Consider the following 20,656-nt stretch of genomic DNA (forward strand, 5'->3'; position numbering starts at 1 on the left):
GAAGCGAAAGAGAATGGATAAAGTTGAACAGTTTGGTCGTTGGATTGGTCGTTGGTTTACGGTACTAGTTGTTTTGTGGGCGGCGTTTAATTATTTTTTGCCACAAACGAGTTTATGGGTGGTTCCGAACACTTCCTATTTATTGGGGATTATTTTGTTCGGTATGGGACTGACTTTACGATTAGAAGATTTTGAGCGGATTTTCAGGCGGCCAGTTCCGGTTTTAGCTGGGACAGTGGCTCATTATGTAATTATGCCAACATTAGCATGGGTGTTATGCCTAATCTTTCAATTAAAAGGAGCAACTGCAGCAGGAGTCATTTTGGTTGGCTCTTGTCCAAGCGGGACATCATCAAGTGTAATGGCTTATTTGGCTGGTGGTGATGTGGCTTTGGATGTTTCCATTGAAACTTTGTCAACCTTGTTGGCACCGCTCGCGTTACCAGGTTTATTGTTGCTTTTTGCTGGTAAATATGTTGCAATCCCTACAACAGCTCTTTTTGTTAGTACACTTGAAATTGTATTGTTACCGATAATTTTAGGTGTAGTAATCCATTCAATTTTTGGTCGGAAAATTGAAAAAGTTACCAAAGCTTTGCCCTTAGTTTCGCAAGTTGCGATCTTGTTGATCATTGGGGCAGTTATTGCCGCCAATCATGCTAATTTATTTACTTCGGCAACCGCTTTGGTTATTCCGGTGGTAATATTGCATAATCTTTCTGGATATGGTTTGGGTTACCTCTTTTCAAGAATAATTCGTTTACGTGATCCGCAGCGTAAAGCAATTACTTTTGAAGTTGGTATGCAAGATTCAAGTTTGGGTGCTACTTTGGCAATGAAATATTTTGCCCCGGCAGCCGCAATTCCATCAACTATTTTTAGTATTTGGCATAATATTTCTGGTTCGGTTTTATCATCGTATTGGCGAAACAAGACCAAAACCAAAACATCAGTAAATGCTGCTCCGGCAGCTATTGATAGTAAGAACTAGAGATTAACCATACTCTATAGTAGAAAAACAAATAATTAAATCATTATTTAAGTTTTTACGGATTTTCAGATATAATTATTGTCTGAAAATTTGTGGAAACTTTTTTGATAATAAAAGCTTGCAACTCTAATCGTTAACAATCGTTTGTTGCAGGTGACCATCACTGATTTCATTAATTTGGTCCGCAAATTTTTTAAGCCGTAGATCGTGGGTAACGATGATAACGGCCTTTTTTTCGTTGTGAGCTAAATTTGCAAATAATTGCCCAACTTGTTCAACGCGTTGGCTATCAAGTGCAGCTGTTGGTTCATCAGCTAAAATAATTGCAGGATTAGGGTAAAGTGCCCGGGCAATCGCTACCCGCTGGTTTTGCCCACCTGATAATTCAGCCGGATATTTAGCAATTAATTCAGCAATATCTAGTTCTTTGAGTAGTTTTTTTAATTTAGCTGCCGACAAATTATTATTCGGTTTAATTCGATCAACTAATGAAAATTGATCGCTAACGTTGAGATAAGGTAATAAGTTGTAAGATTGTAAAACAAAACCAATTTGTTTTAAACGCAAATTATCGCGCTGCTTAGCAGATAAAGCAGCTAATGATTGTCCAGCAATTATTACTTGTCCGTTGGTCGGTGCCTGCAAACCACCGGCAATTGTTAAAAAGGTGCTTTTTCCAGACCCGGAAGGACCTAAAATCAGATTTAAGTGACCAGCAGCGGCCGAAAAGTTTATATCATGTAAAACGTGGACTTTACTTAAACCACTGCCAAAAACTTTATTGATCTGTTGCATTTCAAGTAAATTTTGTGATGCCATCTGCCTAACCTCCAATTGCAGTAATCGGATCAATTTTAGTAATAGTCCAAATAGGGATTAATGCACCAAACAAAGCCATAAGAATCAGCCCACCAGCAATTCCGCTCAGTAGTGGTAAATTAAAGGTCATTGGAGTTCCAGCTGGAATGATAAGTGAGGTAAGGACGGTTAGACCAGCGGCAATAATAATTCCCACTAAGACCAGTAAAAAAGCTTGTGCCAAGGTTGCGCGAATTAAAAATTGAGCTGGTACGCCTTGAGCACGCAAAACGGCATAGTTTTGAATCTTTTGAATAGTTAGAATGTATAAGAAGACAGCAATTACAATTAATGAAATGACCATTAGAAAGGCAATCATAAATGTAAAAGTCAAATTTTGAGCTGAATAACCAGGTAATTTATTAATAAAAGTTTTAATGGGATAAGCTTTTAAGTCACTAGCACTTGTTTGATAATTAGCTTTTTGCGAGACGATCGCACTAGTTTTAAAAGAATTATTTAGATTTTTGAGCTGTTGCCATGTCGCGAGCTGTCCATAAATTACCGGAGCAATGCTTAAAGTCGCATTTTTGGTAAAGCCAACTATTTGGTAGTTAGTTTTACTAGAATTTAACTTTAAATGATCACCTAATTTATAACCGGCAGTTTTGAATGATTGATTAACGACCAATTGTTGCTGATTTTTAGCCCAGTGGCCACTGGTTAGCTGTAAGTGTTGGGCAATAAATTGATTAGATTCCAATCCAATAAATTGAGCTGATTCTTTAGCCAAACCGCTTTTTTTGGCGACAACTGAAGCTTGACCAACATAGGCTTCGGTTGCTGTAAGTTTGAGCTGTTGACTGGCTTTTTGGGTAATCAATGACTGTGTCAGATTAACATTAGCATTTTTATTCAAAACAATTTGTTTAGCATTCCAAGATTTGATAGCCGCAGTATTTTGCTGTGCTAGTCCTTGTGATAATCCGGTTAATACGAAAACTAGGTAACTGATCAGCATGATCATTCCAATAATTAAGCCATAGCGTAATTTTTCGTGTTTTATTTCTTTCAATGCTAGGAACATTCGGTCGTCTCTTTTCTGTCAGATTAAATGAAATCAGTTAAATTTATTAAGTGCGAGTTCAAGTCGCCGCAAGTAATCTTGACGTTTAGTGGGTTGCAATAAAATATCTTGAATAGTCGCGTGAACTAAAGTCATAGCTGCCCAATGACGTGAATCTAAAGTCAATGCAGGTGGTGTTGCTTTAGGTAAAAAAGCTTCATTATAGAGTAAATGCATTTTGATTAAATTGTAATAGCGGCAGTTAACAGTTTTTTCAGTAAACTCAGTTACGGTTTGTAAGTAAACTTGTGGTTGATAATCACTTGTTAGGCTGGCAACCGGCAATGGTTGATGAATATCTGCCAAGGCTTGATGGTATAAATATTGATATGCATCAGTCAAGTTTTCAAAATAAGTATAAAAAGCACTGCGGGAAATGCCTGCATGTTTGGCAATACGGGCAACTTGGGCCGTACTGAGCGGATACTTGGAAAATTCGTCCAATAAAGCTGCTTGAATTCGCTGAAGTTTAGCGGTTGTTATTTTGGTAAGATTAGTCAGAACCACGAATACTTTCCCCTTTTCGTTGACGCAGCGTCAATTTATTTTTGCTTAGTGTACCATGCCATTGACACAGCGTCAATGAGTAATTAGCTTTGTTTAATAAAAAAAGTCAAACCAAAAATGGTTTGACAATCTAAAAAATATAATTGATTTAAATTAACCGAGAACGGTTTTAATATTGGCAAATTCACGAATTCCAAGATCACTAAGTTCGCGGCCATAGCCGGAGTGTTTGATTCCACCAAAGGGAAGTTCCGGTATTGAAGCCAAAGGTTGGTTAATTGCTACTTGTCCTGTTTCAATTTTAGCCGCTAATTGCCGAGCAGCAGTCAAATCTTCGGAATAAATAGCACCACCTAGACCATAATTTGAGTGGTTAGCGATTTTTAAGATATCAGCTTCGTCAGTAACGCGGTAAATCTGGGCAACTGGGCCAAATAGTTCCTGATCGTACATTGGATTATCAAATTGCATGCCAGTGATAATCAGTGGGTTAAAGAACGCTCCCGGTCCGCTGATTGGTTCGGGGTTTCCCCACAGTACCTCAGCACCACCAGCTAAAACATCTTTTACTTGTTTTTGAAGATGTTCTTGCGCTGATTTTGAAGATAAAGGAGCAAGAGTTGTTTTTTCATCTAATGGATCACCGGGTTGATATTTGGCGAATTCTTGTTTAAGCGCCGCCAAAAACTTATCATAAATACCATCTTGAACAAGGTAGCGTTTAGCTGCAGTGCAGACTTGTCCTGAATTATTTAGGCGGCCCTTTGCGGCTCCGACAACTGCTTTAGCTAAATCAGCATCATCCAAAACAACACAGACATCAGTTCCACCAAGTTCCATAGTTGATTTTTTAATATTTTGACCGGCTGCAGCGGCAATTTTTGCACCAGCTTTTTCTGAACCGGTTAAAGCGACACCCTGAACGCGCGGATCACTGATCATAGTATTGACTTGATCATAAGAAGCAAAAAGATTTTTGAATGCACCGGTTGGTATATCAGCAGCTTGGCAGGCTGTTTCAAACGCTTGAGCACATTCGGGTACAATGCTGGCATGTTTTAAAATAACCGGATTACCTAGAATAAAGTTGGGAGCAAAAACCCGCATCACCTGAGTGTAAGGAAAATTCCACGGTTCAACAGCAACAATGGCACCGATTGAACTGAATTCAAGATGTGCCGGTTGTTTGGCGATCACTGAATAATCTTGATTTTCTAATGCAGCCGCCCCGTAATCAACATAGTATTGGGCAAATGCGGCTGTTTTGTTAACTTCAGCTCGAGCATCGGCAATCAATTTTCCCATGTTGGTTGTAATAAAACGAGCATAGTAATCGCAATTTTTAGTAAACTCAGCCGCAAGTTTTGCAAGTTGAGCCGCCCGTTGTTCAAATGATTGTTTCTTGGCCTGTTGATAAAAAGTTTCTGCGGCAGATAAAGCTTGTTCCACCTCAGCATCAGTACTTGGTGTAAATTCTTTAATCACTTTCCCATCATACGGATTTACAGCACGATAAGACATTAAAATCTTCCCCTTTCGCTTGCCTTGGATATATGACTATTATAAGTCATCTAACATTAAAATAAACTAAAAAAATGAGGAAGAATTTAATTTTAATACTAGCGCCTCAAATGGTGCCAGCGTTAGCTTATTAGTAGGCAGCTGCTGGCGTTGATAGTTGCTGAGCAAAATTTGGGATTTAGCCGCAGCAAAAGCCGCCGGTAAATTAATCGTGGTCGCTTGACCATAAAAATTTGTGATGACTAGCAGTTGCTGCTGATCCAAATAACGCAAGTATCCCATAACTTGTGGATGATCTTGCCAGAGCGGTTTGATGTGTCCTTGATAGACAAGTTTTTCAGTTTTGCGTAATTTAAATAACCGCTGATAATAAGTGAAAATTTCTCCGTTCTTAAGTTCGTCAGCAACATTGATAGTCGCTTGATTGGTTGGCAACAACCATGGCTTTACGGTTGAAAAACCGGCAAATTTATCATCAGTCCATTGCATTGGAGTTCGACTATTATCACGTGACTTTTGTTTGACAGCGTTAAAGGCCTGAGTTGGGGTCCGACCGGCAGCCAGCAGCTCATGATAAGCATTGATAGTTTCGATGTCTTCATAATCAGTAATTTGCTGATAATTCGGATCAGTCATTCCGATTTCTTCTCCTTGGTAAATAAAAGGAGTTCCTCGTAATAGCTGAATGGCAGTCGCTAAAACTTCGGCTGATTTTTCTCGATAATGAATCGGATCACCAAAACGGTTTAAGGCCCGAGGTTGATCATGATTATTCCAAAATAAAGCATTCCAGCCTTGAGCTTGATCAAGTGCTGTTTGCCATTCAAATAATAATTTTTTAAGCTGTAGGAAATCAAAAGGAACGCTATCCCATTTATTTCCTTGGCGATAATCAACCTTTAAATGATGAAAAGTGAAAATCATTGATAATTCGTGATTTTTTGGCTGAGTATATTTGATTGAATTCTCAACAGTGGTTGATGACATTTCGCCCACGGTAACAATAGTTGGGTCCTGTCCAAAGCTGTTGTGATTTAATTCTCTTAAATAACGATGAACAACAGGCGTGTCGGTGTACAGCTGCTTTTCAGTATTGCGATCAGTCGAATCAACGAGTTGCTCAGCTTTTCCGGTAACATTAAAGACATCGAATCGGAATCCTTTAACTCCCTTTTTTCGCCAAAAATTAACGATTTTAGCTGCTTCTTGCCGAACAGCTGGATTATGCCAGTCTAAATCTGCTTGTGCTGGGGCATATAAATGCAGATAGTATTTATCAGTATGACCGAATCGGCTCCATGCTGGGCCGCCAAACTTTGATTGCCAATTAGTCGGTAGACTTCCATCGGGTTTGGCTGAGCGGAGATAGAAAAATCGTTGATAATACTTATCTCCCGCCAAAGCTTTTTGAAACCAGGGATGCCGAGTTGAACAATGATTGAAGACCATATCAAGCATGACATCAATTTTATTTTTGTGAAGTTCGGCAACTAATTCTTCAAAATCAGCCATTGTACCGAAGCGAGAATCGATTTGATAATAATCAGCGATATCATAACCATTATCTTTTTGTGGTGACACAAAAAAAGGATTAAACCAAATCATATCGATATGCAATTTTTTTAGATAAGGAACTTTGGCAATGATTCCCCGTAAATCCCCGATTCCATCGTGATCGCTATCGTAAAAAGACCGCGGATAAATTTGATAAATAATTTTTTTCCCTAGTTCACTTTCCACTAGTATTACCTCCCAATGGTTTATCTGATGACAGGACCCGTTTCCTGCGGGCAAAATCAATAAATTTGAATTTATCCGGTCGATGAAATGAAGCAGTAATTTGGAACAGAGTAGTATCGGCTAAATAACTATGACTGCGTACGGCCACCACTAAACCATCACTTGGCAAATCAAGTGCTTGACGAACAGTGTCATCAGGTTTTTCAACCGTGATTTCCTTAGTTGCATAAGAAATATTCAACCCTAAATCATTTTCCAAGTAATCATAAATTGAATCAGCTGCGGCCGTTTTGGGTAATTTGGTAACGGGTGGGGTCAGTAAATAGTCGCGGTCTAAAACTGCTGGCGTATCGGCAATCAGCCGCAACCGTTCGACAAAAAATCCTGGCTGGCTTTTAACAGCTGATTTACTGATTTCGCATGGCGGGATCGTGGTCTTCTTTAAATGCAGTATCTTGGTGACAGCGTGCATACCTAAAGTGGCATTTAATTCTTTAAAACTAGTAATGCCGGAAATTGGGAAAGTATAGCGTTGAATATCGAGCACCAATGAGCCGCGACCTTTGATTTTTTGAATCAATCCCAATTCATTCAGCTGATCGAGAGCTTTGCGGATTGTTTCCCGAGATGTTCCATACAAATCACATAATTGATGTTCACTGGGTAAATAGGTATTAGTTTGATAAATTTTATGCTTGATCTTTGAAGCAATATCTTGAGCAATTAAATTTTGCTTGTTAAGCGCAGCCATGCCACACACATCCTTTAGTAATCGTTTTCTAAATCTATTATAGCATCTATGTATAGACAAACAAGAATTAATTATATAGCTTGTTTTAAAAAGAAAAAACACAATTTTATTGACAGATGTATATACAAGTTATAAGATAATGGCTGGATAGATGAAAGCGATTTATTGATGTTGGAAGGAGTGATTAATTTGTTTAGTTTTGCAAAAAAGAAACATGCGGTGGCGGTAACGACCCGCTTATCATCACCGGTTAATGGCCAAATAATCAAATTAGCTCAAGTTGCTGATCCGGTTTTTGCTGGAGAAAAAATGGGCCCTGGCTTGGGGATTGAACCCAGTGATGGTCAGATAAGTGCGCCAGTCGCGGGGAAAATTTCAATGATTGCTGAAACAAAGCATGCAATTGGGATTAAGACGGCTGATGGGCTGGATGTGTTGTTGCATTTGGGGATCGATACGGTTAATTTGCAAGGAAAACCATTTAACGTGCTAGTTAAGCTGGGTCAAAAAATCAAAGAGAAGCAAAGGCTGGTTGAGATGGATCTTGCGGCGATCAAACAGCAACATTTAAAAACAACTGTAATTTTAGTAATTACGAATGCGGTTGATCACAAAATTGGAGTTGAGGTAACTGACAGACAAACAGTTGCAGCAGGAGAGTTAGCAGCTGAGATCAAACAAGATAAGGAGTGAGCGATTATGGCAAAAAAAGACTATACGGCTTTGGCTAAAACAATCATTAAAGACGTCGGCGGTCCAAGTAATATTAATAACCTGATTCATTGTATTACACGACTGCGTTTTTATTTAAAAGATGAAAGTATAGCTAAAGATTCCGTATTAAAGCAGACTGACGGAGTAATCGATGTTATTAAAGCTTCTGGACAGTATCAAGTTGTGATCGGCAATGAAGTAACCAATGTTTATGACGCGGTTGTACAGGAGCTGGGCCCAGAATTTGCCAAAAAATTAGATAATGGTGCTGCTGGTGAAACGGCAGCGACGGCGACACCTGAACAAGGCGGAAACCGATTTGTTAGTGGAATTAATAAATTGATCGGCGTAATTACTGGATCGATGACACCGGTGATCGGTGTAATTGCTGCTTCTGGTATTATTAAAGGAATCTTGGCATTATTAACTTTACCGCAATTAGGGGCATTATTAGATGCTAAAAGCACACTTTACCTGACGATCAGTGCAATGGCTGATTCAGCATTTTTCTTCCTACCAATTATGGTTGGGTTTGCCGCAGCTCGTTACTTAGGTGGTGATCCGATCGTTACCGCGGTAATCGGTGGAGTTTTGACTTATCCGCAAATTGTTACTTGGGGGAAAGCATTTAAAACCATGTTTTCGATCGGTGGTTTTCAATTTCAATTTTTAAATTATACGTATTCAATTTTTCCAATGATTTTGGCGGCTTGGTTGGCTAAGAAGTTTGGCAACTGGCTAAAACAAGTTTTACCAAGTTATTTGCAAATGATTTTTAATCCGCTGCTAACAATTTTGGTAGTCAGTGCGATTACTTTATTGATAACAGGACCGGTAATTCAAGGAGCTGCTAATGGTATTGCTGACTTTATTAATTGGTTAGTCCAAGCTTCTGGTTGGCTTGGCGGTTTGGTAATTGGTGCTTTTTACCAAGTTTTGGTTATTTTTGGGTTGCACTGGGGCGTTGTTCCTTTGGTGGCTCAACAGATTTCAGGCAGTGGAGAAAGTGCACTGAATGCAATTATTTCAGGTACAATGGTTTCTCAAGGTGCTGCAGTCTTGGCAGTGGCAATCAAATCACGCAAGTCACAGTTGAAAGAATTAGGTTTTGCCGCAGCAATTTCAGCTTTTTGTGGAGTTACTGAACCAGCGATTTACGGAGTCAACCTGCGTTACCGGCGTGTTTTTGTATCTGGCTTGATTGGTTCAGCCGTTAGTGGTTTTATAACAGGACTGATGCAAGGTAATATGTTTGGCTTTACCGGTTCTTTGATTGGTTTTTCATCGTTCTTTAATCCGAAAAATCCTGGGGACTTAAATAGTTTCTATGCTTTCTTATTATCAAGTTTGGCAGCCATCGTTGTCAGTTTCTTGGTAACTTGGTTCTGGGGATACAACGATCAGATGGTTAAAGGAGAAAAAGTTGCGAAAAAGCAAAACCCTGCTAAAGCTAAAGCATAATTTCGGGCGTTGCTGAAAAGTAGTTTTAGCGAGACGATGAGTTTGCATTATCGTTTTTAGCATAATCATTTTTAACTGAATTACAGATCTTATTTATGAAAAGCAACAAAAGATCCTTAACAAAGAACTTCCTTTCTAAACAATAGCTTATCAGCTGAACTATTGTGGAAAGGAAGTTTTTGTAGTTTGCGGCTGATGGCTGAAAAAGCTTTCGCCAGCAGATAGTTTGATTCAGTAAATAATAAAGGCATTTATTGAACGCTTGTGAATAAAAATTCGTTTTATTCGTTTTGAATTGAAACCTGAAAGAAAAGACTAAATTATTGAATGATAATTTAATTTAGTAAAGACTTGCTTTTCAGCTTATAGATAGTCTTTTTTAAAAATCTTCAAAACTGCTTTTAGCTAACAAAAATTATATTTTTCACAAGATTTATGCAGGAATTTGGTTGGAATTTCCAGCTGGATGGAGTATATTTGAAGTGTAAAATAGAAATTTTTTAATTTTGGGAAAGCTTTCACTTTCGCAATCAAGTAATTATAAAGGAGGAGATCTGAATGAGTATCGTTTCATTGGCACGCTTTCAGTTTGCAATGACAACGGTTTTCCATTTTTTCTTTGTGCCATTTTCGATTGGAACCGCTCTTGCTGTTGCCATTATGGAAACGACCTATGTTATTACCAAAAAGAAAGAATATCTTCGAATGACTAAATTCTGGGGAAATATTTTCTTATTGAGTTTTGCTGTTGGAGTAGTTACTGGTATTATTCAAGAATTTCAGTTTGGTATGAACTGGTCTGATTATTCAAGATTTATGGGAGATATTTTTGGGGCACCATTAGCAATTGAGGCATTGTTGGCTTTCTTTATGGAATCAACATTCCTAGGCTTATGGATGTTTACTTGGGATCGCTTTAGCCCTAAAGCCCATGTTGTTTTAATCTGGCTGGTAACTTTTGCTTCAATGATTTCAGCTCTATGGATTTTAACAGCTAATAGTTTTATGCAGCATCCAACGGGTTATACCATTAAAAATGGTCATGCCGTCATGACTAGTTTCTCAGCTCTTTTAAAAAATCCACAAGTTTGGTTTGAATTCGGACATGTTATTGCTGGAACAGTTGTAACTGGTGGGATCATTATTGCCGGTTTGTCAGCCTTTCGTTTATTGCACCAAAAAGCAAAGGAAACCGCGTTTTACAAAAAATCATTACGATTGGGTTTGTTGTTAAGTTTAATTGGTGCTGTGTTGGTGATCTTTGCCGGCGATCAGCAGATGAAATATTTAATCAATGAACAACCGATGAAGTTTGCTGCTACTGAAGGAGTTTATAATACAACTAAAAGTCCAGCGGCTTGGTCTATTATTGATTGGTCTAATGAAAAAGAACATAAAAATGATTTCAGCTTGGATATTCCCGATATGTTAAGTATTTTGGCTTATGGACGTCCTTCGGGTGCGGTTGAAGGAATGAATGAAGTTAACAAGCATTTAGAAAACAAATATGGTAAAGAAAATAATTATTATCCGCCGGTTAATGCACTATTTTGGAGTTTTCGGATTATGGCCGGATTTGGCGGTTTAATGTTATTGGTTTCAGCGTTGGGATTATTTTTCACACGGAAAAAGAAACCGACTTTGTATAAAAAGAAGTGGATGCTGTGGGTTCTGGGATTATGCACTTTTACCCCATTTCTGGCTAATACAGCCGGCTGGTTGGTAACTGAGTTAGGACGTTACCCATGGACAGTCTATGGACTATTTACAATTAAGCAAAGTGTTTCACCAAATGTTTCCGTCGGCTCGCTGCTGACAACTAATATTGTTTATTTCTTGTTATTTGCCTTTATTGCTGCAACTATGATTTCGCTGGTACGTTCCGAATTGAAAAAAGGACCATTTTATGAAGAACAAATTGCAGCTGATGATCACCGAGCCGACCAAGTTGATCCATTTGATAAGGAGGCGTTTGAACGATGAGTCCACTACAGTTTATCTGGTTTTTATTAATTGGTGTTTTATTTGCGGGATTCTTTTTCTTAGAAGGTTTCGATTATGGCGTTGGAATGGCCACCAAGGGTCTGGCGCGCAATGATCAAGAAAAAAATCAATTGATCGCAACAATTGGTCCGGTTTGGGATGGGAATGAAGTCTGGTTGATTACAGCTGGTGGAGCGATGTTTGCTTCTTTCCCATTCTGGTACTCAGCACTTTTTAGTGGTTACTATTTAATTTTGTTTATTATTTTAGTTGGGTTGATTATTCGCGGAGTTTCTTTTGAATTTAAGGCTAAGTCTCCAGAAAATAAACAGGGCCTTTGGGGAGCAACTTTGGTTCTTGGCAGTTTTTTGGTTCCGTTTTTCTTTGGCGTTATGTTTATCAGTATGATCCAAGGAATGCCATTGGATGCTAAAGGAAATATGTCAGCAACCTTTACTGATTATATTAATTTATTTTCAATTGTTGGTGGAGTTGCAGTTGTTTTAATGAGTTATTTGCACGGCTTGAATTACATTGCCTTAAAAACAACTGGTCCGGTTCGCGAACGGGCGAAAATGCAGGCTAAAAAACTTTACTGGGTTTTGTATGCCGGATTGGTAGTTTTTGCAATTTTATTGTATTTGCAAACTGATTTCTTCAAACTGCATTTTGCCGCAACTTTGATTTGGGTTGTTTTGATCGTATTGTTAACAGTGGCTGCTCATGTGGCAGTAACAAAAGGAAAAGAAATGGCAGCTTTTTTAGCTAGTGGTTTGACCTTTATTGCCTTAGTTGGATTATTGTTCAATGGACTATTTCCACGAGTAATGATCAGTTCTTTAAGTTCTAAGTATGATTTGCTGATTTCAACAGCTTCTTCAAGCCCATATACACTAAAAGTTATGACAATTGTAGTTTGTGTTTTCTTGCCGTTTGTTTTAGCTTATATTGGTTGGACGTACTATATTTTCCACAAACGGATTAGTCATCGTCCTGAATCAGAGACTGGGTATTAAGTATGATTGATAAAAAACTAATGTCTTTTCCTGGCATTCGGCGTATATTAACGATCCTGTTTGGATTGGCATTCGTGCAAGCCGCTTCGATTTTGGGGCAGGCTTGTTTTTTAGCCAAAGCAATTACTGATTTATGGGAAGGCCGACCGCTAGCAGAACAGTGGAGTTGGATTTTAGCGTTTGTCGGCTGTTATTTATTGCGGCATTTTTGTTTGTTAGTACGTACGAGGATTTTAGATCATTATGCGCAACAGCAAGCACAACGATTACGCCAAAAATTGCTCGCTAAGGTTTTTGAGCAGGGCCCGCAGATCGTTCAAGATCAGGGGACCGGAAATGTAACTACAATGGCTTTAGAAGGTATTGATCAAGTTGAAAACTATTTGCAGTTGATTTTAGCTAAGGTGGCAACGATGACAGTTGTTCCGTGGGTATTGTTAGCCGCAATTTGGTTGTTTGATTGGAAATCGGGAGCATTCTTGCTGGTAATTTACCCGTTGATCATTGTTTTTATGATAGTCTTGGGTTATGCAGCTCAAGCTAAAGCTGATCATCAATATCATACGTATCAACTGCTGTCGAACCATTTTGTTGATTCTTTGCGCGGAATTGACACGCTGCGTTATTTGGGGCTTAGTCGGCGTTATGCTCGGAGTATTTTTAAAACTAGCGAACGATTTCGCAAAGCAACAATGAGTACGCTGCGGGTTGCCATCTTATCAACATTTGCTTTAGATTTTTTTACAACTTTATCGATTGCTGTTGTTGCGGTGATTTTGGGGATCAGATTAATTAATGGGGCAATTTTATTATTCCCAGCACTAACAATTTTAATTTTAAGTCCGGAATATTTTTTGCCGATTCGCGATTTTTCAAATGATTACCATGCAACCTTAAATGGGAAAAATGCTTTGACTGCTATCGAACGGATCTTGGCAGTTGAAAAACCGCCAGTCAAAGTAGTTGAATTGCCAACATGGCAAGCTGATAGTCACTTAACCATTAAGCAGCTTGACTTTGCCTACTCCAAACAAAAACCGACTTTAAAGCAGCTGGCTTTGACCGCAACTGGTTTTCAAAAAATTGGAATTATTGGGTTAAGCGGTTCAGGTAAATCAACCTTGATTAATCTATTGGGTGGATTTTTGAATCCGGATCAAGCGCAAATTAAAATTGCTGATCAGACGGTGGCATCATTTAATCAACCGGCTTGGCAGCGGCAATTAATTTATATTCCGCAAAATCCGTATATCTTTCGCGCAACTTTACGCGAAAATATTACTTTTTATCAACCGCAAGCATCAGCAGCGGCAGTTGAAGAAGCAGTCAAGGTTGTTGGTTTAGAACGCTTGGCAAGTGAATTACCACAAGGACTTGAAACCCAGATCGGTGAGGGCGCCCGTGGCTTGAGTGGTGGGCAAGCGCAGAGAATTGCATTAGCTCGAGCTTTCTTGGATCAGCAGCGGCGGATTCTATTGTTTGATGAACCGACAGCTCATTTAGATATTGAAACAGAAGTTGAATTAAAAGAGCGAATGCTGCCATTAATGGAAAATCATTTGGTATTTTTTGCTACCCACCGATTGCACTGGATGCAAGAAATGGACCAAATTGTCGTCTTGGACCATGGTCAAGTTGTTGAACAGGGTACTTTAGCTCAATTACAACAAAACCAAGGTGCATTTTCACAATTGAGTCGGTCATTAAGGAGTGTCTGAATGCAGTTATTTAAGCTTTTTAAACAAGATAGTTGGGTTCGTCCCTTTTTAAAAAAATATCGGCGGTCATTAATTTTAGCGTTGATTCTAGGTTTTGCCACCTTTTTTTGTGCTTCAGCGTTGATGTTTAATTCGGGCTACTTGATCAGTCGTTCAGCAGCTTTGCCGGAAAATATCCTATTGGTTTATGTTCCGATCGTTTTAACGCGGGCTTTTGGTATTGGCCGACCGGTTTTTCGTTACTTAGAACGTTTAACCAGTCATAACTGGGTTCTGCGTTTGACCTCGCGGTTACGTTTGAAGTTGTATCAAACGCTGGAACAAGATGCTGTCTTTTTTAAAAATCAGCATCAAACAGGTGATGTATTAGGATTGCTGTCAGATGATATTGCGCATTTACAAAACTTATATCTGCGAACGGTTTTCCCAACTGTTATTGCATGGTTAATATATGTATTTATTATTCTTGCTCTGGGCTGGTTTTCTTGGTGGTTTGGATTAGTGATGCTGCTATTTTTTGGAATTATTATTTTTGCTTTTCCATTGTGGTCTTTATTGGCAACTGCCGCCCGGCAAGAGCAACGGAAACAATTGCGGACACAGTTATACACTGAGTTGACTGATAATATTTTAGGGGTTTCGGATTGGATCTTCAGCCAGCGAACAACTGATTATCTGACGACCCATCAACAGCATGAACAGCGATTAGCTGAAGTTAAATCGCAGTTGCAGCAATTTGATCGTCGACGAGACTTCATGGTACAAGTTGTTTTCGGAATCATTGCCATCATGTTGCTGGTTTGGAGTAGTTTTCGTTTTCCGGGGAGTCATGGTGGGGCTGCCAATTGGATCGCAGCCTTTGTGTTGTCACTCTTTCCTTTAGTTGATGCGTTTGCACCATTAAGCCAAGCAGCTGAAGAAACTAACATCTACCAAGATTCATTAAAACGGTTAAATCAACTGCCAGCCATTGCGGCCGCAACTGCTGGTGAAACAAACCAGGTTTTGCAGGGACCGTATACTTTAAAAATTGAGCGGTTGCATTTTACTTATCCGCAAGCTGCAACTCCTGCGCTTCAGCAGCTGAATCTGACCATTAAACCGGGGGAAAAGCTCGCAATTCTTGGCCGCAGCGGTTCTGGTAAAACGACATTGGCGCATTTATTGCGAGGTGATCTGAAGCCGACAGGTGGCAGTGTCACGCTTAACGGCCAGCCTACTTGGAAATTAGCAGATCAAATCAGCCGGTATATCGGTGTGCTGCATCAAGCGCCGTATCTTTTTCATACGACTTTAAGCAATAATTTGCGTTTGGCGGATGAAAATGCAACTGATCAGCAGTTATGGGATGTTATTGAACGAGTCGGTCTAAAGGAATTGGTTAGCAGTTTACCCCAGCAATTAGAAACAGAAGTTGATGAGGCTGGTTTGCGTTTCTCCGGTGGTGAACGTCATCGGTTAGCATTGGCACGAATTTTGTTGCAACAAGTACCAATTGTTATCTTGGATGAACCAACTGTTAGTCTGGATCCGATTACTGAACAGGCTTTAATTGAAACCTTTAACCAACAATTGCATGATAAGACTTTAATTTGGATTACCCATCATCTGCAAGGTTTGTCTTTAATGGATCAAATTATTTTTATTGAAGACGGTCAATTGCAATTGAGTGGATCACCAGAAAAATTGGCTGCTCATAATCAGCATTATCAGCAGTTATTGGCAGTGGATCGCGGAATTTGGCCGCATAAATAAATTGAGTTAAATTTCAAATATTAGAAATTTTTTATTATAAGATTTAGAATATTAGTAGTACCAGAGGAGTGCTTGCTAAAATTAGCGTAATAAAAAAACTCTGATTTCACCAAAGTTCTCCTAAATAGTTTTAATATTTAAAAAGTTCGTTGTAATAATTTTTGAGCTAATTGGGCAATTTTTTGACTAACCGGAGTAACTGGCAGTTGAGCTATTTTAGCAGTAGCTTTTTGTGTATAGTCTTTAGCCAATAGCTTAGCCTGTTCAGTTCCGTGGTGCTTTTTGACTAAATGAGCAATTTGTCGCACTTCACCTTTGGTAATTTGCTGTTTCTTAGCAAGCAATTCTTTAAACTCGGTCGGAGCTGTCTGGTAAGCTAACAACAGCGGCAAGGTATAGACACCTTGAGCGACATCCTCAAGTACTGGTTTTTTTAATACGCCGGTACTTGAAGAATAATCAAGGATGTCATCAAAAATTTGAAATGCCATTCCGATATTTTCACCGATTTCACCGGCTAATTTGGTTGTTGTTGGATCACTGCCACCAAAATAAGCTCCTTCTAGACAAGCAAGTCGGAATAAAGCCGCTGTTTTTCCACGAATGTTGTCTAAGTAGGCAGCTACTGGCTGTTGCTGAAAGCGAGCGGCCATCTGGCTTAATTCTCCTTGTAGCAAGCGCTGCATGGTATCAGCATTGATTTTCAGATAATGAGTACCATTCATTGTTTCAATTAATAGCTGAAAAAAGACGGTAAATAACAGATCACCAGCATAAACAGCAGTGTCTTTGCCATATTTGGCTTGTAGTGTAATTGTTCCGCGCCGCAAAGGAGAATCATCAATAATATCGTCATGAATTAGTGTTGCCTGATGAAGAATTTCCAAAGAAGCAGCAATTTTGATTAGTCTGTCAGTTTTAGCAGTAGAATTTTGGGCTAATTGTGAAAAGAGTAAAAATAGGCCTGGCCGCAGCATTTTTCCTTGCTGGCGAGCACAGTCATCCAGTAAAGACTGGATTGCAGAATTATCTGAAACCATTAATTTTTTGATTAAAGAGTTGACATCGTTGAGTTGTTTATCGACCTGCGGGTAACGCTTCCATAAGTCTAACATTGATTAAATCCTTTCCTGTACTTGCAATTGATTTTGTGCAAGATATTACTTCTAAGTAATATTAAACCACATTTTTCAGTAAAGCGGGAGAAAATAAGAATTGGAGGAACATTGAATGTCGCTGCGTGTTTTTTTAGAGTTGGTTGAAATAAAAGCTAAAACAGCAAGTATCCTGCCTTTTGTCCTTGGAGCTTGTTATAGCTGGTATAATTATCGTTCAATTCATCCGGGGTTACTGATATTATTTTTTATCGCTATGTTCATCTTTAATATGTCGGTTGATATCATGGATAATTATAATGATTATCATCATGCAATTGATACTGATAATTATCAACAAAAAACCAACATAATCGGCCGTGAACACTTATCGATTCGATTGGTGTTCTGGTTAATGTGCAGCATGATCGCTGTGTCGGCACTTATTGGTTTGGGGATCTCGGTTGTTGTCGGTTGGCCATTGCTGCTGATGGGATTTATTTGTTATTTTGTTGGAATCTTTTATTCATCCGGACCTAAGCCTTTATCAAGTTTACCATTAGGAGAATTGTTTTCTGGACCGGTAATGGGCTTTATGATCACGTTGATTTGTGTTTATATTAATACTTATCAAATTTTCACGTGGAACTGGATAAGTCTAGGTAAAGTATTATTAATTTCATTGCCAGATACTTTGTGGATTTCGAATTTAATGCTGGCTAATAATATTTGTGATTTGGCTGAAGATGAAAGTAATCATCGGTATACTTTAGTTCATTACCTTAAAAAAGAACGTGCACTACATTTTTTTGGTATAATGAATGTGGCAGCAATTATTGGTTTGATCGCAGCAGTATTCGTTGGGATTGCTCCATGGACGGTTTTATTATCTTTATTGGCTTTACCGGTTATTATTAAACAAGTTCGCCTTTTCTGGCAAAAACAAGTCAAAAAGGAAACTTTCAGCTGTGCCATTAAAATTCTAGCGATTGGTGCTGCTAGCCAGGCAATTTCATTTTTAATTTACATGCCATTTGTTTAAAATTTATAGAGGAGATGTTGAAAAATGAAGGAAATCGTAATTTTAGGTGCTGGATACGCTGGTCTAAGAGCGTTGCACCGATTACAAGCAGAAAAAGGCGACTTTCATATTACATTGATCGACCGAAATAGTTATCATTATGAAGCTACAGATTTGCATGAGGTGGCTGCTGGAACGCAACCGAAAGAAAAAATCATTTATGAAATCAGTGATGTGGTCAATCCAGCGATAACGACCTTTGTTCAAGCAACAGTTGATAAAATTGATCGAGAACAGCGTGAGGTAACATTAGTAGGTGGGAAGACCCTGCATTATGATTACTTGGTAGTTGCCTTAGGTTTTCGTTCCGAATCATTTGGAATTCCTGGGGTGGAAGAATATGCTTTGCAAATGGTTGATGTCGAAACAGCTGAAAAAGTTTATCAGCATATTGTTGCACAATTGCGTGATTATCAGCAGACTAAGAATCCAGATGATTTAAAGATTGTAGTTTGTGGAGCAGGCTTTACCGGAATCGAATTGTTGGGTGCGTTAGCTGACGCACGTCATCATTTGGCAGCAATTGCCGGTGTGCAACCAGAAGAATTGAAATATTACTGTGTTGAGGCGGTAACGCGATTATTGCCAATGTTTAGTGAAAAATTAGCAGATTATGGTATCTCCTACTTGAAAGACTGGGGCATCAATTTCTTGACGGGTAAACCGATCAAGGAAATCAAACCAGACACCGTAGTTTATCAGGATGATAAAGAAACGGGTGCGACTAAGGAATTGACAGCTAAAACCATTATTTGGACAACAGGTGTCAGTGGCAGCGAAGTAATGGAAACTTCTAAATTCAAACAACGTCGCGGTCGGGTTATGGTTGCTCCTGATTTGACTGATCCAGATTATCCAAATGTTTATATTATTGGTGATGTTTCAGCCGTAATGAATGATGAAAACCAACGTCCTTATCCGACGACAGCCCAAATTGCTTTAAAAATGGGAAATCATGCAGCTAAAAACCTTTTGGCTCAACTGAATGGTTCTAAGGGTGAAAAATTCACTTTTCAATCACAAGGTTCAGTGGCTTCGATCGGCAATACGCATGCATTCGGAATGGTTGGCACCAAAGAAATTAAAGGCTACCCAGCATCTTTTGTTAAAAAAGCAATTATGGACAAAGCATTGTTGGCTACAGGTGGTTTGAAAGAAGTATTTGCTAAAGGTCGATTTGATTTATATCATTAGGAACATAAAAAAGCTTTGGATGGGACATTCCCCATTCAAAGCTTTTTTAAATTGATCTGGTGGAGCAAATATTCACTTATCATAGATGTTAATTAATCCTTGGGTTCCTTGATTGCCTAAGCCTTTAACATCAACCATAATTTCATATAATCGTTTGGCATTTTCTGTTGCGCGTAAGTCCAATCCCATTTTGTCAGCTTCAGCAAGAGCGATTCGTAAATCTTTCAAAAAATGACGAGCAAAGAAGCCAGGAGTATAATCATTGCGCAAGATGCGTGGTACATAATTTTCCATGCTCCAATTATCAGCTCCGCCTCCAGATAAGGCAGCTAAAACTTTTTGTTCATCTAAACCGGCTTTTTGAGTATATAATAACATTTCAGTTAAACCGGTCATTGTTCCGGCAATCATAATTTGATTAGCCATTTTAGCATGTTGTCCGGCCCCAGCTGATCCAAAATAAGTTGTTGTTTTGCCAATAATTTTGAAGATCGGTACTAATTGCTGGTAGATTTTTTCTTCACCGCCAACCATAATAGTTAGACTGGCATTCTTGGCACCAATATCACCACCGGAAACAGGTGCATCGAGTGCGTGAAAATGATGCTCAGCTGCATATTTGCTGATTTTAACAGCTAATGACGGTTTGCTGGTGGTCATATCAACAACGATCGAATCAGGTTTGAGCTGTTTGAAAATTCCTTTTTCACCGAAGTAGACAGCTTCAACATCGCTAGGGAAGCCGACCATTGTAAAAACTAATTCACTGACAGCTGCTACTTCAGCTGGAGAGTCATACCAAATGGCTCCTTGTTTTACTAAGCTGTCGGTTTTGCTTTTGGTTCGATTATAAACCGCTAGCTGGTTACCAGCACTGATTAAATGACTGGCAATGGCAGATCCCATGACTCCTGTTCCAATGAATCCAATTTTCAAAGTTGATCCTTCCTTTCCGAATACGTGATTAAATCAACTCATATTTATCATACTAATAGTAACCGGTATTGTAAAATTTATTGGCTGCCAGCCTAATTGCTGAGATTATTGACAAACTTTTAGGTACATGTTAAACTTAAGTTTCTATTATACGGCGAGGTATCTGCGTGGAAGGCAGATACCATTTTTTTTGCATTTTTTTAAGCCTAATTAATAATAATAAATTATATAGTGCGTCATAAAATGCACATTTATAAAATTATATATTGT

General features: G+C 38.8%; 14 protein-coding genes and 2 pseudogenes. 8 read left to right on the forward strand and 8 right to left on the reverse strand.

Annotation, left to right across the window (positions count from 1 at the left end; translation table 11 throughout):
- The first annotated feature begins 13 nt into the window (after positions 1 to 13).
- Complete coding sequence (locus FC89_RS09005) at positions 14 to 991, forward strand: bile acid:sodium symporter family protein (protein ID WP_057872218.1); 978 nt, start codon at positions 14 to 16, stop codon at positions 989 to 991.
- Between the two features lie 126 nt (positions 992 to 1,117).
- Here the strand turns inward: FC89_RS09005 and FC89_RS09010 are convergent, their stop codons facing one another.
- From FC89_RS09010 to treR, 6 genes are all read right to left on the reverse strand, one after another.
- Positions 1,118 to 1,810 carry an ABC transporter ATP-binding protein gene (locus FC89_RS09010; protein ID WP_057872219.1) on the reverse strand — a complete coding sequence of 231 codons (693 nt, stop codon included), beginning with the start codon at positions 1,808 to 1,810 and terminating at the stop codon, positions 1,118 to 1,120.
- Positions 1,811 to 1,814: 4 nt separating this feature from the next.
- Positions 1,815 to 2,876 (reverse strand): ABC transporter permease, encoded by a 1,062-nt coding sequence (locus FC89_RS09015; RefSeq protein WP_057872220.1) that lies wholly within the window; start codon positions 2,874 to 2,876, stop codon positions 1,815 to 1,817.
- Positions 2,877 to 2,909: 33 nt separating this feature from the next.
- The gene (locus tag FC89_RS09020) at positions 2,910 to 3,422 is read right to left on the reverse strand and encodes a TetR/AcrR family transcriptional regulator (protein WP_057872221.1); all 513 of its coding nucleotides are present in this window, start codon (positions 3,420 to 3,422) and stop codon (positions 2,910 to 2,912) included.
- Positions 3,423 to 3,575: 153 nt separating this feature from the next.
- Positions 3,576 to 4,943, reverse strand: a complete 1,368-nt coding sequence (locus FC89_RS09025) for an aldehyde dehydrogenase family protein (RefSeq protein WP_057872222.1) — start codon at positions 4,941 to 4,943, stop codon at positions 3,576 to 3,578.
- A gap of 66 nt (positions 4,944 to 5,009) precedes the next feature.
- A complete protein-coding gene (treC, locus tag FC89_RS09030) occupies positions 5,010 to 6,683 on the reverse strand; it encodes an alpha,alpha-phosphotrehalase (protein WP_235804407.1) in 1,674 nt (557 codons plus the stop codon).
- On the reverse strand, positions 6,673 to 7,434 hold the full coding sequence (treR, locus tag FC89_RS09035; protein WP_057872223.1) for a trehalose operon repressor: 762 nt from the start codon (positions 7,432 to 7,434) through the stop codon (positions 6,673 to 6,675). Before treR ends, treC begins: the two co-directional genes overlap by 11 nt.
- A 168-nt stretch (positions 7,435 to 7,602) precedes the next feature.
- On the opposite strand from treR, the pseudogene FC89_RS09040 reads away from it, so the two are divergent.
- The 5 genes and pseudogenes from FC89_RS09040 (at position 7,603) to cydC (ending at position 16,081) form a co-directional block, all read left to right on the forward strand.
- Positions 7,603 to 9,609, forward strand: a pseudogene (locus FC89_RS09040) (PTS sugar transporter subunit IIABC).
- A gap of 558 nt (positions 9,610 to 10,167) precedes the next feature.
- Entirely contained in the window at positions 10,168 to 11,592 is a 1,425-nt protein-coding gene (locus tag FC89_RS09045; protein ID WP_057872224.1) for a cytochrome ubiquinol oxidase subunit I, read from the forward strand.
- Positions 11,589 to 12,608, forward strand: coding sequence for a cytochrome d ubiquinol oxidase subunit II (gene cydB / locus FC89_RS09050; RefSeq protein WP_057872225.1), 1,020 nt, complete (start codon positions 11,589 to 11,591; stop codon positions 12,606 to 12,608). The genes FC89_RS09045 and cydB overlap by 4 nt, the downstream gene beginning before the upstream one ends.
- Positions 12,609 to 12,610: 2 nt before the next feature.
- Positions 12,611 to 14,326, forward strand: coding sequence for a thiol reductant ABC exporter subunit CydD (cydD, locus tag FC89_RS09055; protein WP_057872226.1), 1,716 nt, complete (start codon positions 12,611 to 12,613; stop codon positions 14,324 to 14,326).
- Positions 14,327 to 16,081 (forward strand): thiol reductant ABC exporter subunit CydC, encoded by a 1,755-nt coding sequence (cydC, locus tag FC89_RS09060; RefSeq protein WP_057872227.1) that lies wholly within the window; start codon positions 14,327 to 14,329, stop codon positions 16,079 to 16,081.
- Between the two features lie 137 nt (positions 16,082 to 16,218).
- Here the strand turns inward: cydC and FC89_RS09065 are convergent, their stop codons facing one another.
- A complete protein-coding gene (locus FC89_RS09065) occupies positions 16,219 to 17,196 on the reverse strand; it encodes a polyprenyl synthetase family protein (RefSeq protein WP_057872228.1) in 978 nt (325 codons plus the stop codon).
- A gap of 115 nt (positions 17,197 to 17,311) precedes the next feature.
- On the opposite strand from FC89_RS09065, the gene FC89_RS09070 reads away from it, so the two are divergent.
- Both FC89_RS09070 and FC89_RS09075 read left to right on the forward strand, forming a co-directional pair.
- The gene (locus FC89_RS09070) at positions 17,312 to 18,217 is read left to right on the forward strand and encodes a prenyltransferase (protein WP_057872229.1); all 906 of its coding nucleotides are present in this window, start codon (positions 17,312 to 17,314) and stop codon (positions 18,215 to 18,217) included.
- Positions 18,218 to 18,241: 24 nt separating this feature from the next.
- The gene (locus FC89_RS09075; protein WP_057872230.1) at positions 18,242 to 19,450 is read left to right on the forward strand and encodes an NAD(P)/FAD-dependent oxidoreductase; all 1,209 of its coding nucleotides are present in this window, start codon (positions 18,242 to 18,244) and stop codon (positions 19,448 to 19,450) included.
- A gap of 72 nt (positions 19,451 to 19,522) precedes the next feature.
- On the opposite strand, the pseudogene FC89_RS09080 reads toward FC89_RS09075, so the two are convergent.
- Positions 19,523 to 20,398: pseudogene (locus FC89_RS09080) on the reverse strand (NAD(P)-dependent oxidoreductase); the annotation flags it as partial.
- Between the last annotated feature and the right edge of the window lie 258 nt (positions 20,399 to 20,656).

It is taken from the genome of Liquorilactobacillus ghanensis DSM 18630 (assembly GCF_001435235.1).
Lineage (GTDB): Bacteria > Bacillota > Bacilli > Lactobacillales > Lactobacillaceae > Liquorilactobacillus > Liquorilactobacillus ghanensis.